This is a genomic window from Kitasatospora sp. NPDC057512, assembly GCF_042802135.1.
Taxonomy (GTDB): domain Bacteria; phylum Actinomycetota; class Actinomycetes; order Streptomycetales; family Streptomycetaceae; genus Kitasatospora.
Genome location: NZ_JBHVET010000211.1, coordinates 1 through 11,599 on the forward strand (window position 1 = coordinate 1; position 11,599 = coordinate 11,599).

An 11,599-nucleotide genomic window follows, 5' to 3' on the forward strand; every position below is an offset into this window, starting at 1 on the left:
CGCCACGACCGGTCGTGGCGGGCGCCCTGGGTGCGGGGGTGCGGGGGTGCGTGCTCAGGCGGCCCGGTGGAAGAAGAACGGGTCGATGGACGGCGGCACCCGGGTGACCCCGTCCGAGCTGAGCAGCTGGTGGGTGGTGAAGTTGGCGTTGCGCTGGTACGTCACGCCCACCGGGAAGTTCGCCCGGTCGGGCGTGTTGTTGCCGGCGAAGATGCCGTAGAAGTCCTTCCCGACCGCGAGCATCCGGATGTAGTCGCCCAGGTACGGCACGCCCGACGACACGGGGACGTCGCCCGGAGCCTGGTGCAGGACGGTGCTCTCCGCGGTCTTGAAGCCGTCCGAGGACAGCTCCAGCACCGTCGACCACTGGCCGTGGGCGAGCTGCTGGTAGACCAGTCCGACCAGCCCGTCGGAGGTGATCGCCAGCGAGGGGTTCTTGGCGTCGACGAGGTCCTGGTGCGCCTGGGCCCAGGTCTGCCCCCGGTCGGTGGAGTGCCGGACGTGCAGCACGTAGTCGGTCGGGAGGAGTCCGCCGGTCACGTCGCACCAGGCGACCCACACGCTGGCGGAGTCCGTGGGGTCGACCGCGATCGACAGGTCCGCGCCGGTGCGCTCCTGCCCCAGGGTCGCCTCCCGAATCTTGAACTCCAGCGCCCGGTGGCTGACCACCCGCTGGCCGACGGCGCCGTCGGCCGCGTCCCGCAGGTCCTCGAAGGGTTTCGGGCCGAGGCCGCCCCTGTCGTCCCTGGTCACCACCACGTCGAGGTTGACGAAGAAGGCGGGCTTCGGGTCCGCGGCGTCCTGGACGATGCTGTTGTAGCTCTCGAAGGCGCCGTAGACCGTCCCGTCGGCGTGCGCGGCGAGCCGGACCGGCGGCCCGTTCGACTTCGCGCCGGGGCGCTGGTCGACCTTGACGTCACTGAAGCCCCCCGTGCCGGTGCTCGCGTCGGCGGAGACCGTCACCGTGGCGGAGCCGGCCCCCCGGGTGGTGACGTTGTTGCCGACGTAGACGACGTCCCGGCCGCCGCCGTTCGCGCTCGCCGGGCCGGTGACCACCCAGGGCTGGTCCGGGATGGCCCGCACGGGCACGTCCACCAGGACTTCCATCGGCCCCGGCGCGGTGACGTCCGTCTTGCGCAGGATCTCCAGGTCACTGGTCGTGCCGTTGAGGATGCCGGTGTAGAGCCTGCCGCCGTGCGCGGCGAAGCCGACGCTGATGTCACCGGTGCCGCCGATCCCGTCGTTGCCCGGGACGATCGACTTCAGCACCCAGGTGTCCCCGCCGTCCGTCGAGACGTAGACCGGGGCGAACGGCCCGTTCAGCGGGTCGGGGGTGAAGGCGGTCGCGACCATCTCCAGCGGGTTCTCCGGGTTCACCGCGAGATTGGGCTCGCAGTCCTGGTTCGCGTCCCCGCTCTGCGCCTTGGGCGTGATGTCGACGACCTTGATGGTGGGCATGTCCGCTCACCTCCCTTCGCGCAGCACGGCGAGCTTCTGCGCCGGCTGGTAGTCGTCGGGGTGGAGCAGCTGGTAGGGCGCCTGCTCGGCGATGTCGCCCGAGGTGGCGTGCAGCAGCCACAGGCCCAGCTGTCCGGCCTTCGGCTTCGGTACCCGGTGCCAGCGCATGTCCTCGCTGCTCGGGTAGAGGACGCCGATCCGTCCGGTGCCGACCGGGCCGGCCTCGACGTGCGCGACGTCGAGCGCGGCGCGCCACCAGAGCGGGTCGTGCTCGGAGTGCGCCGGCAGGCCGAGGTCCTCCAGGCCGGCCACGGTGGCGAGCACCACGGCGTCCGCCGTCCCGGCGTGCGCGGCGATGTCCTGGTCGCGGATCGCGCGCTGCACCGAGGAGAACGGCATCTCGTCGGCGGTGGTGGCGGCGAGCGAGACGTGCCCCTGGACGGCCTCGGCCGGCAGCCGGGCCACCTCGGCCAGGCCGAGGCCCTCGCCGTAGACAAGGCCCCGGACGAAGAACGCCCTCGTGTCACCGACGACCAACAGGTCGCCGTCGGGGGCCAGTTGGACGGTGACCTCGCTGCCCGCGAGCTGCCGGAAGGCCTTGGGCGCGTGCAGCACCTCGGCCACCTTGACCACGGTGGTCCGCTCGTCGCGGGCGTCGGCCGGGAAGGCGGCGAGCGAGGTGCCACCGACCCGGGTGACCGTGCCCACGAAGCTCAAGGGAGCCTGCCGGACGAGTTCGGTCAGCCGCTCGGGGGCGACACCGTGTGATACGTCAGTCATGACGGTCCTCCTTCACCGTCTCCACCGTCACCGCACGGCGCGGCGCGGACCGAGGACGGGTGCGCCCGGTGCCACTCGATCCGCGCGCCGAGCAGGCAGGCGGCGGTGACGGCGGCCGCGAGCGCGACCACCAGCCACTCCGCCGCGCCGCTGCCGGCGTCCGGGTCGACGCCGAGGAGCGTCTCGATCCACTGCGGCCACACCAGGGTGGCCAGGAACAGCAGTCCGGACAGTCCGCCGAGGGCCGTCTCCAGCCAGAAGCGGGGCCGGACCGGATGTGCTTGCCGGAGGGGCATCACTGCACCTCCCCTTCTCCTACCGCCCGGGCCGCGCCGCGACGCAGCGCGCGCCGTTGCCGTGCCGCCTCGGGGCGGCGGCACGGCCCGGCCGGGCCGGCCCGGGTCGGGGGGTCGCTCCCGTTCGGCGCCGCCGGTCGGGGGCGTGGTCGCCGTGGGAGGTGGTTGCTTCGATCCGCGGTGTCGGAGCCGCGGTGGGAGTGCGCGGGGAGGAGGGGCTCACGGTGTCACCCTGCGTGCCCGGCCGTCTCTACGCTGTACGCCTACGAGGCACACGTACTTCGTATACGAGTCTGCTCGCACTCCGTGAGCAGGTCAAGAGCGGGACCTCCGCGGGACGGCTCAGACCCGGGCGCCGAGCATCCGCAGCACCAGCTCCCCGTAGCGGCGCCCGAGCTCCTCCGGCGCCTCGGAGGAGTTGTCGGTGTACCAGCGGGAGACGTCGATGCCCAGCGAGGTGACCGCGCGGGCCGCCGTCCGCACCTCCGCCACCTGGAACTCCCCCGCCGCCACGCCCGCCTCGATCAGCGCGCTGACCTCGCGCTCGATGTCCAACCGCAGCGCCGCGACCACCGCGTAGGCGTCCTCGGGCAGCGCGTGCAGCTCGTAGTTGACCACCCGGCCGACCATCCGGGCCCGGGCGTGCCAGGCGGTGAACTGCTCGACCAGCCCCCGCATCCGCTCGGCCGGTCCGCCCTGGCCGGCCGCCGCGCCCCGGACCAGGGTCAGCGTGGCGGCGTGCCCGGCCCGGCTGATCTCGGCCAGCAGCGCGGCCTTCGACTGGTAGTGGATGTACAGCGCGGCCGGACTCATCCCCGCCGCCGTGGCGATGTCCCGGGTCGTGGTGGCGTGGAAGCCGCGCTCCGCGAACGACTCGACGGCGGCCTGGAGCAGCCGGTACGCCGCTTCGGGGCGGGCGTCGGCGCCGGGCAGGGTCGGCCAGAGGTCGGCGAGCGGGGTGCTGGTCATGGCGTCATCCTCCCAGAGAAACTCGTACAGGCTTTCGCGCCGGCCGCCCCTCGGCCCGACCCCCGGCCCGGGCCGGGGTGCGACGGGCAAGCGGTCGGCGGACTGTTGACAGCCTCCCGCACCGACCGCATGCTGAGCAAGCGCTTAGTCAGTCGATAGCAGGGATCCCACACGAAAGGCAGGACGCTCCGTGGTGCACTCCTTCAAGGGCCGGGTGGCCGTCGTCACCGGATCGAGCCGGGGCATCGGCCTCGGCATCGCGCGCGAACTGGTCGACCGCGGCGCCAGGGTCTGCCTCACCGCCCGCAACCCGGAACCGCTGGCCGAGGCCGTCCGCGACCTGGGCGGCCCGGAGAACGCGATCGCCGTCGCGGGCAAGGCCGACGACCCGGCGCACCAGGAGGAGACCGTCGCCCGCACCCTGGAGGCCTTCGGCCGGCTCGACCACCTGGTCAACAACACCGGCATCAACCCGGTCTACGGGCCGGTCCTCGACACCGACGAGGCCGCCGCCGCCAAGATCCTCGCCGTCAACGTGCTGGCCCCGCTGGCCTGGACCCGCCGCGCGCACGCCGCGTGGATGGGCGAGCACGGCGGCTCGGTCGTCAACGTCGCCTCCATCGCGGGGATCCGCTCCTCGCTCGGGATCGGCATGTACGGCGTCAGCAAGGCCGCGCTGATCCGGCTCACCACCGAACTCGCCGCCGAGCTGGGCCCCCAGGGCATCCGGGTCAACGCCGTCGCCCCCGCCGTGGTCAAGACCAGGTTCGCCGAGGCCCTGTACGAGGGCCGCGAGGAGAAGGTCGCCAAGGCCTACCCCCTCGGCCGCCTCGGCGTCCCCGAGGACATCGCCGGCGCCGTCGCCTTCCTGCTCTCCCCCGACGCCGGCTGGATCACCGGCCAGACCCTGGTCGTGGACGGCGGGGTCACCCTGGGCGGCGGCATGTGACCCGGAGGTCACCGCCCCTCGGCGATGACCTCCAGGGCCGGGCGGGGCGCGCGGCCGAGCAGGGCCGCGAGGTCGCCCGGCCCGCCCGGGCCGGCGAGGAAGCCGTGGGCGATCGCCGAGTAGGTGCCCACCACCATCGGCACCTGGAAGTCCCGCGCGTCCGAGGCCGCCACCGCCGCCCGGGCGTCCGTCAGCCGTCCCGGCCGGTACGCGGCGCCGAGCGCCTCGGCCACCTCCGCCCCGCCCACCGCCCGCTCCCCCACCAGCTCGTACGTCCGGCCGACGTGCCCGCCGGGCGCCAGGGCGACGTTCGCCGCCGCCTCGGCGAGGTCCGCCCGGGCCACCGCCGCGAGCCGCCCGTCGCCCAGCGGGGCGCTGATCACCCCGTCCGGGCCGGGGGCGGCGATCGCGCCCAGGAACTCGGCGTACAGGCCGTTGCGCAGCACCGTCCAGCGCAGGGTGGCGGACGCGCGCAGCCGCCGCTCGGTCCAGCGGTGGGCGAGGGCGTAGGGCAGGTGGTCGCCGTCGCCGGAGAGGCTGGTGTAGACCACGTGCTCGACGCCCGCCCGCTCCGCCGCCTCGATCGCGGCGCCGTGCCGGGCGACCACCACGTCGTCCTCGGCGGCGCCGGCCGAGATCAGCAGCAGGGTCCGCACGCCGGTGAAGGCCTCCGCCAGCGTCTGCGGCCGGTCGAAGTCCACCAGCCGGGCCGGGACGCCCTCCGGCACCCGCCGCGGCGTGCGCGAGCCCGCGACGACGCCCTCCCGCCCGGCGAGCCGCTCCAGCACGAGCGCGCCCAGGCCTCCGTTGACTCCGGTGACGAGCAGCATGGGGTTCCTCCAGGGATGATCGGTCGTCGGCTTCGCGACCATCCTCGGTAGCCTGGGCGTCCGGCGTAAGGAGGCACTTCCATGTCAGCAGGGCACACCGCGGTAACCACCCCCCGCCCGGTGGTCTGGTGCGAGGACGGCGTGGACTGCGGGATCCGCGACCTGCTGGACCGCCTCGGCGACAAGTGGTCTGTCCTCACCGTCGTCGAACTCGCCCAGGGCGTACGGCGGTTCCGCGAGCTGCAGCGCGCGCTGCCGGGCATCTCGCAGCGGATGCTCACCCTGACCGTGCGCCGCCTGGAGCGGGACGGCATGGTCTCGCGGACCGTCCACCCGACCGTCCCGCCGCAGGTGGAGTACGAGCTGACGCCGCTCGGCCACAGCCTGACCCACCTGGTGCGGGCGATGACGGACTGGTCGTACGACCACCACGACGCGATCGTCGACTCCCGGCAGCGATGGGACGGGGCCAACCCGGGCTCCGGGATCCGCTGACCCCCGTACGAGCGGTTCCCGTCCCGCGGGCCCGGCTACCGCTCGTACGCCATCTCCGGGAAGCGCGCCGAGGGCCCGTCCAGCAGGTGGTCGTCCTGGCCGCGCAGCCAGCGGTCGAAGAAGGACGCGACGTAGCTGCGGGTGGCGAGTTCGGCCCGGCCCGGGCGGATGTCGCCGACGTCCTTGCGCAGCTGGTCGGCGCCGAGCACGCCCTGCCGGGCGAGCTGCGGCAGCAGCGGCTGGGCGTCGGTGTACGAGCCGTGCCGGGAGCCGGCGAGGGTGACGTCGGCGTGCCAGCCGGTGCTGTGCCGCCACAGGGCGTTCCAGCCGGGCTGGTCGCGGTAGCCGCCGGAGTCCTTGCTGCCGGTGCCCATCAGCAGGAACGGCCGGTCGAGGCCGTCCTCGGCGACGCTGGGCAGGAAGACACCGGTGTGGCCGTCGGGGCCGGGGAAGTGCATCTGGCCGTCCATGTTGATCCCGGCCGCGATCCGCGGGTCGTCGTGCATGGTCTGGAGCGCGGTGAAGCCGCCCGCCGACTGGCCGACCATGCCGATCCGGCCGAGGTCGAGGGCCCCGGCGACCCCGGCGGGCAGGCCCGGCCGCTCGCCGAGCGCGGCGAGCTGGTCCAGTACGAAGCGGGTGTCGGCCACCCGGGTGTCCATCGCCTTGCGCAGCACCGCGCCGATGTCCAGGCCGGACTGCCCGAGCATGCCGGGGAACACCGAGGGGGCCAGGTCGCCGCCGGGGAAGGCGACTTCGGAGGCCTCGTAGGTGTGGTCGACGGTGACGACCAGGTAGCCGCGCGAGGCGAGGTCCTCGACCAGCGCCGTCCCCCAGGTGCGCGGGTCGCCGAGGCCGGGCGAGTACAGCACCACCGGGCGCGGGCCGCCGGGCAGCGCCGGGGCGTCCCGGCGGGCGTGGGTGCGGATGGCCGACCAGTCGGTGCGGCCGGGCGTGGTGCCGTAGTTGAGCAGGCCGACGCCGTCCGGGCCGTCGAAGTGCCGCCCGGCGGCGGGCTCCATGTACGGGGCCCGGTCGTCGCCGGCGGCCGGCCGGGAGGTCGGGTACCAGAGGCTGATCATCAGCTCGCGCCGCTGCCCGGGGTGCCAGGGGTCCTCCCGCGCGGTGTCGGTGAGGTGCACGGCGGTGGTCCCGATCGGGTACGGCCCGCTGGGCTCCGGCAGCCAGGCCCGGGCCTGCCGCCCGGGACTCGTTTCCCCCGGCGGCGGCAGGACCGCCCCCGCGGCCGTACCGATCGTGCCCACCGCCGCCGCCGCCGCCAGCACCACCGCCGCCACCGCCCGTCCCGGAATTCCCATGGTGTCCCTCCGTGTTCCGATCGATCGAACACGCAGGACACTACGGTCGGGAACGGGCCGCCGCCGTCATACCTGGGGCCGACAAGCCCCGGAATACCCGGGTATCACACCCCTACGGGTCAGCGCCGGTGCCGCCGCAGTTCCCTCCGGGCCAGCGAGCGCTTGTGCACCTCGTCCGGGCCGTCGGCCAGCCGCAGGGTGCGGTTGCCGGCCCAGAGCTGGGCCAGCGGGGTGTCCTGGCTGACGCCCGCCGCGCCGTGCGCCTGGACGGCCTTGTCCAGGATCCACTCGACGGTGCGCGGGGTGGCGATCTTGATCGCCTGGATCTCGGTGTGCGCCCCCCGGTTGCCGACGGTGTCCATCAGCCAGGCGGTCTTCAGCACCAGCAGCCGCAGCTGCTCGATCCGCACCCGGGACTCGGCGATCCAGTCCTGCACCACGCCCTGCTCGGCCAGCGGCTTCCCGAAGGCCACCCGCTCGTCGGCCCGACGGCACATCAGCTCCAGCGCCCGCTCGGCGATGCCGATGGCCCGCATGCAGTGGTGGATCCGGCCGGGGCCGAGCCGGGCCTGGGCGATGGCGAAGCCCGTACCCTCCTCGCCGATCAGGTTCTCCACCGGGACGCGGACGTCCTCGAACAGCACCTCGGCGTGGCCGCCGTGGTCGGCGTCGTCGTAGCCGAACACCGTCATGCCGCGCCGGACGGTCACGCCCGGGGTGTCGCGCGGGACGAGCAGCATGCTCTGCCGGCGGTGCGGCTCGGCGGCCGGATCGGTCTTGCCCATCACGATGAGGATCCGGCAGTCGGGGTTCATCGCCCCGGTGATGTACCACTTGCGGCCGTTGACCACGTACTCGTCGCCGTCCCGCTCGATCCGGGTGGCGATGTTGGTGGCGTCCGAGGAGGCGACCTCGGGCTCGGTCATCGCGAAGGCCGAGCGAATCCCGCCGTCGAGGAGGGGGCGCAGCCAGCGCTCGCGCTGCTCGGCGCTGCCGAACTGGGCGAGCAGCTCCATGTTGCCGGTGTCGGGCGCCGCGCAGTTGAGCGCGGGCGGGGCCAACTGGATGCTGCGGCCGGTGATTTCGGCGAGCGGGGCGTACTGGAGGTTGGTGAGGCCGGCGCCGAGCTCACCTGGCAGGAAGAGGTTCCAGAGCTTCTGCTCGCGGGCCGCGGCCTGGAGCTCGGCGATGACCGGGGGGACCGCCCAGCGGTCGCGGCCGGGGTCGGCGAGCTGGGCGGCGAGGACGGGCTCGGCGGGGTACACGTGCTCGTCCATGAAGGCGAGCAGCTGCTCGCGGAGTTCTTCGGTCCGGGCGTCGTAGGCGAAGTCCATCGGTTCTCAGCTCTCCTTGAGGGTGCTCAGGCCGTGCCGGGCGAGGATCGGGGCCATCTCACCGGCGCGCTCGAAGCCGGCGCCCAGGGTGCGGCCCTGCCGGAAGCGGTAGTGGATGCCCTCGGCGACGGCGGCCAGCTTGAACGAGGCGAAGGCGACGTACCAGTCGAGGTCCTCCGCGCGGCGGCCGGTCGCGTCGGCGTAGCGGGAGACGATCTCGTCGGCCTTCGGGAAGCCGGGGGCGGTCATGGCGGAGGGGATGATGCCGCCGCCGACACCCGCGAGTTCGGTGTACATCACCAGGAGGCCGATGTCGGTGAGCGGGTCGCCGAGGGTGGACATCTCCCAGTCCAGGACGGCCGTGATGGTGTCGGCGTCGTCGACCAGGACGTTGTCGAGGCGGTAGTCGCCGTGCACGAGCGCGGGCGCGGGCGAGACCGGCAGGCGCTCGGCGAGCCTGGCGTGCAGGCGGTCGAGGTCGGGCAGGTCGCGGCTGCGGGAGGCGGCCAACTGCTTGGACCAGCGGCGCAGCTGGCGCTCCAGGTAGCCCTCGGGCCGGCCGAAGTCGGCGAGGCCGACGGCGGCGGGGTCGATCCGGTGCAGGGTGGCGAGGGTGTCGACCAGCCGCTGTCCGAGCGCGTGCACCCGCCGCTCGCCGAGGGCGGCGAGCGGGGCGACGTCCCGGTGGGCGGTGCCGGGGACGTACTCCATGAGGTACCAGGGGGCGCCGAGGGTCTCGGTGTCCGGGTCGAGCAGGAGCGTCCGGGGCACGGGCACCCCGGTGTCGCGCAGCGCCGTCATCACCCGGTACTCGCGGCCCATGTCGTGCGCGGTGGCGAGGACGTGCCCGAGCGGCGGGCGCCGGAGGACCCAGCGGGACGCGCCGTCGCTCAGGACGTACGTCAGGTTCGAGCGGCCCCCTTCGATGAGGTCGGCCCGCAGCGGCCCCTGGAGGAGGCCGGGCAGCTCGCGCTCCAGACGGGACCGGAGGCGGGCCAGGTCCAGGCCGGGCGGGTCGACGGGGGTCTCGGCCATCGGGCGGCTCCTCGGGGGTGGATCCTCATTGACTAAGCGCTTGCTTAGCATTCAGCCCAAGGATGTCCCCTGTCAATGCCGCGGACCCCGGCCGAGGACCCCGACCTGGGACCCTGGCGGGAACCCCGGCGGGAACGCCGGCGCCCGGGCGGAGGTTCGGACGAACCGCCGCCCGGGCGCGCCGGGGGGGCCGCGTCTAGCGGGGTGCGGCGGCCGGGGTGGCGCCGGCCACGCCGTAGACGGTGACGGCGGGCTTGGGGACCGAGGCGGGAGCGGCGGTCGCGGCACCGGCGGCGGCGACCGCGACGCCGGTGAGCACGCAGGCGGCCACCGCGGCCGCCCCCGCCGCGGCGGCGAGCCGGCTGCGGACGGTCGTGGTCGAGGGACGGTCCAGCGGGCGGTGGTAGGTCCTGTTCATGGCGCACCGGTCCAATCGGGCAGGTCGACGGGGCGCCGTCACGAGGGCCGTGGGGCGCCGGAGGTTCGTTGAGCTGGAGCGACCCTAACCGGGGCCGGAACGGCTGGACACGGCGCGCCATGCCCATGCCATGAACTTGGCCGAAACCGTGTGACACCCGATCAGTCACTGAACCCGTCGGCGGCCGTGGCCGTTGCCGTGGCCGCGACGATCGCCCCGCGCCCTCCCGGCCGCCGGGGCCCTCCACCGGGGGCCGATCGGCGCACCATCCCCCGTGTGGCACAAGGGAGTTGCTCACCGAACCCACCCCCGCCGCAGCGGCATCGGCCCTGCCTCGACAGAGGTCGATCAAAAGTGTTCTGATGATCACATTCATCGATCATCTTCCGAACAGCTCCTGATCGAAGATCAGAGAAATGGGGTCCCGTGCGGACTGCTCGCGGCTCGGCCATCCTGCTGGCGATGGGGGTCCTCGGGGCCTCCGCCCTGGCGACGGGATGCTCCGGCACACCGAGCAGACCCACGGCCACCACCGGCACCACCCCGCCCAACCCCGTCCCGAGCACCACCACCGAGGCCCCCGCCCCGCCGCCGCCCGCCCCCACCCCCACCTGGGACGGCCAGGTCAAGGTGCTCGGCGACGGCTCCACCTCCGACACCGGCCCGCAGCCCAAGCAGCCCGTGCCGGAGAAGCTCAAGCCCGGGGAGAAGCCACCGCAGTTCGTCGTCTTCTCCTGGGACGGCGCACTGGAGGGCGACGACCGCCAGTTCTCCCGCTTCCGCAAACTCGGCGCCGAGAACAACGCCCAGATGACCTTCTTCCTGAGCGGCCTCTACGTCCTCCCCAAGTCCAGGAGCACGCTCTACAAGCCACCGCAGCACAAGCCCGGCGACGCCTCCATCGACTACGCCACCGACCCCCACATCAAGGACACCCTGGAACAGCTGCGCCTCGCCTGGCTCGACGGCAACGAGATCGGCACCCACTTCAACGGGCACTTCTGCAACGCCAAGGGCGGCGGCGAGTGGAGCACCGAGGAGTGGAAGAGCGAACTCGACCAGGCCGTCTCCTTCGTCACCAACTGGAAGACCAACACCGGCTTCAAGGACCTCCCGCCGCTCCCCTTCGACTACACCAGGGAACTGGTCGGCGGCCGCGCCCCCTGCCTGGAGGGCCAGAAGAACCTGCTGCCGGCCGAGAAGGCGGCGGGCTTCCGCTACGACGCCAGCTCCCCGGGCGAGTTCCAGGTCTGGCCGACGAAGAAGGAGGGCGTCTGGAACTTCCCGCTACAACTGCTCCCCATGCCCGGCAAGTCCACCCAGAGCCTCTCGATGGACTTCAACTTCCTGGCGAACCAGTCCGGGAACAGCACCAACGGCGACCCCAGGAAGTACGACACCTGGGAGAAGGAGACCCGCGAGAGCTACCTCGCCGGCTTCGAACGCGTCTACAACGGCAGCCGCGCCCCGCTGTTCATCGGGAACCACTTCGAGTCCTGGAACGGCGGCATCTACATGCAGGCCATCGAGGACGTGATGAAGGGCGTCTGCAAGCGCGACGGCGTCCGCTGCGTCTCCTTCCGCCAGGTCGCCGACTGGCTCGACGCCCAGGACCCGAAGGTCCTCGACCAGCTCCGCCAACTCGACCCCGCCCAACCGGCCGACTGGTCCCGCCTGGCCAAGTAGCCGGACCCCGTCCTCGAACCGGTCCACTCA

12 protein-coding genes are annotated in these 11,599 nt (G+C 73.5%); 3 read left to right on the forward strand and 9 right to left on the reverse strand.

The features are described from left to right. Nucleotides 1-54: 54 nt before the first annotated feature. From ACFU6K_RS16315 to ACFU6K_RS16330, 4 genes are all read right to left on the reverse strand, one after another. The gene (locus tag ACFU6K_RS16315; protein WP_380663586.1) at nucleotides 55-1,458 is read right to left on the reverse strand and encodes a hypothetical protein; all 1,404 of its coding nucleotides are present in this window, start codon (nucleotides 1,456-1,458) and stop codon (nucleotides 55-57) included. A gap of 6 nt (nucleotides 1,459-1,464) precedes the next feature. Further along, complete coding sequence (locus ACFU6K_RS16320) at nucleotides 1,465-2,238, reverse strand: hypothetical protein (protein ID WP_380663589.1); 774 nt, start codon at nucleotides 2,236-2,238, stop codon at nucleotides 1,465-1,467. Beyond that, nucleotides 2,235-2,534, reverse strand: coding sequence for an ABC transporter permease (locus tag ACFU6K_RS16325; RefSeq protein ID WP_380663591.1), 300 nt, complete (start codon nucleotides 2,532-2,534; stop codon nucleotides 2,235-2,237). Before ACFU6K_RS16325 ends, ACFU6K_RS16320 begins: the two co-directional genes overlap by 4 nt. Nucleotides 2,535-2,876: 342 nt before the next feature. After that, nucleotides 2,877-3,503: a TetR/AcrR family transcriptional regulator gene (locus ACFU6K_RS16330; RefSeq protein ID WP_380663592.1), complete on the reverse strand. Its 627-nt coding sequence runs from the start codon at nucleotides 3,501-3,503 to the stop codon at nucleotides 2,877-2,879. A gap of 190 nt (nucleotides 3,504-3,693) precedes the next feature. Between ACFU6K_RS16330 and ACFU6K_RS16335 the strand changes: the two genes are divergently transcribed. Continuing rightward, nucleotides 3,694-4,452 carry an SDR family oxidoreductase gene (locus ACFU6K_RS16335; protein ID WP_380663594.1) on the forward strand — a complete coding sequence of 253 codons (759 nt, stop codon included), beginning with the start codon at nucleotides 3,694-3,696 and terminating at the stop codon, nucleotides 4,450-4,452. A gap of 8 nt (nucleotides 4,453-4,460) precedes the next feature. Here the strand turns inward: ACFU6K_RS16335 and ACFU6K_RS16340 are convergent, their stop codons facing one another. Continuing rightward, nucleotides 4,461-5,282, reverse strand: coding sequence for an NAD(P)H-binding protein (locus ACFU6K_RS16340; RefSeq protein ID WP_380663595.1), 822 nt, complete (start codon nucleotides 5,280-5,282; stop codon nucleotides 4,461-4,463). A gap of 81 nt (nucleotides 5,283-5,363) precedes the next feature. Here ACFU6K_RS16340 and ACFU6K_RS16345 point away from each other — a divergent pair, with 81 nt between their 5' ends. Further along, on the forward strand, nucleotides 5,364-5,777 hold the full coding sequence (locus tag ACFU6K_RS16345) for a winged helix-turn-helix transcriptional regulator (protein ID WP_380663596.1): 414 nt from the start codon (nucleotides 5,364-5,366) through the stop codon (nucleotides 5,775-5,777). Between the two features lie 35 nt (nucleotides 5,778-5,812). Here ACFU6K_RS16345 and ACFU6K_RS16350 read toward each other — a convergent pair whose 3' ends face one another. From ACFU6K_RS16350 to ACFU6K_RS16365, 4 genes are all read right to left on the reverse strand, one after another. Next, nucleotides 5,813-7,096 (reverse strand): alpha/beta hydrolase family protein, encoded by a 1,284-nt coding sequence (locus tag ACFU6K_RS16350; RefSeq protein ID WP_380663598.1) that lies wholly within the window; start codon nucleotides 7,094-7,096, stop codon nucleotides 5,813-5,815. Nucleotides 7,097-7,215: 119 nt separating this feature from the next. Beyond that, complete coding sequence (locus ACFU6K_RS16355; RefSeq protein ID WP_380663600.1) at nucleotides 7,216-8,430, reverse strand: acyl-CoA dehydrogenase family protein; 1,215 nt, start codon at nucleotides 8,428-8,430, stop codon at nucleotides 7,216-7,218. 6 nt (nucleotides 8,431-8,436) lie between these two features. Next, nucleotides 8,437-9,465 carry a phosphotransferase family protein gene (locus ACFU6K_RS16360; protein WP_380663601.1) on the reverse strand — a complete coding sequence of 343 codons (1,029 nt, stop codon included), beginning with the start codon at nucleotides 9,463-9,465 and terminating at the stop codon, nucleotides 8,437-8,439. A 196-nt stretch (nucleotides 9,466-9,661) separates the two neighbouring features. Further along, nucleotides 9,662-9,883 (reverse strand): hypothetical protein, encoded by a 222-nt coding sequence (locus ACFU6K_RS16365; protein ID WP_380663603.1) that lies wholly within the window; start codon nucleotides 9,881-9,883, stop codon nucleotides 9,662-9,664. A 426-nt stretch (nucleotides 9,884-10,309) separates the two neighbouring features. Here ACFU6K_RS16365 and ACFU6K_RS16370 point away from each other — a divergent pair, with 426 nt between their 5' ends. Continuing rightward, entirely contained in the window at nucleotides 10,310-11,569 is a 1,260-nt protein-coding gene (locus tag ACFU6K_RS16370; protein WP_380663604.1) for a hypothetical protein, read from the forward strand. The last annotated feature ends 30 nt before the right edge of the window (nucleotides 11,570-11,599 follow it).

Bases quoted from the DNA above. Each gene is read 5' to 3' on its own strand.
- ACFU6K_RS16315 (WP_380663586.1), bottom strand. From the start codon at position 1,458: ATGCCCACCATCAAGGTCGTCGACATCACGCCCAAGGCGCAGAGCGGG.
- ACFU6K_RS16320 (WP_380663589.1), bottom strand. From the start codon at position 2,238: ATGACTGACGTATCACACGGTGTCGCCCCCGAGCGGCTGACCGAACTC.
- ACFU6K_RS16325 (WP_380663591.1), bottom strand. From the start codon at position 2,534: ATGCCCCTCCGGCAAGCACATCCGGTCCGGCCCCGCTTCTGGCTGGAG.
- ACFU6K_RS16330 (WP_380663592.1), bottom strand. From the start codon at position 3,503: ATGACCAGCACCCCGCTCGCCGACCTCTGGCCGACCCTGCCCGGCGCC.
- ACFU6K_RS16340 (WP_380663595.1), bottom strand. From the start codon at position 5,282: ATGCTGCTCGTCACCGGAGTCAACGGAGGCCTGGGCGCGCTCGTGCTG.
- ACFU6K_RS16345 (WP_380663596.1), top strand. From the start codon at position 5,364: ATGTCAGCAGGGCACACCGCGGTAACCACCCCCCGCCCGGTGGTCTGG.
- ACFU6K_RS16350 (WP_380663598.1), bottom strand. From the start codon at position 7,096: ATGGGAATTCCGGGACGGGCGGTGGCGGCGGTGGTGCTGGCGGCGGCG.
- ACFU6K_RS16355 (WP_380663600.1), bottom strand. From the start codon at position 8,430: ATGGACTTCGCCTACGACGCCCGGACCGAAGAACTCCGCGAGCAGCTG.
- ACFU6K_RS16360 (WP_380663601.1), bottom strand. From the start codon at position 9,465: ATGGCCGAGACCCCCGTCGACCCGCCCGGCCTGGACCTGGCCCGCCTC.
- ACFU6K_RS16365 (WP_380663603.1), bottom strand. From the start codon at position 9,883: ATGAACAGGACCTACCACCGCCCGCTGGACCGTCCCTCGACCACGACC.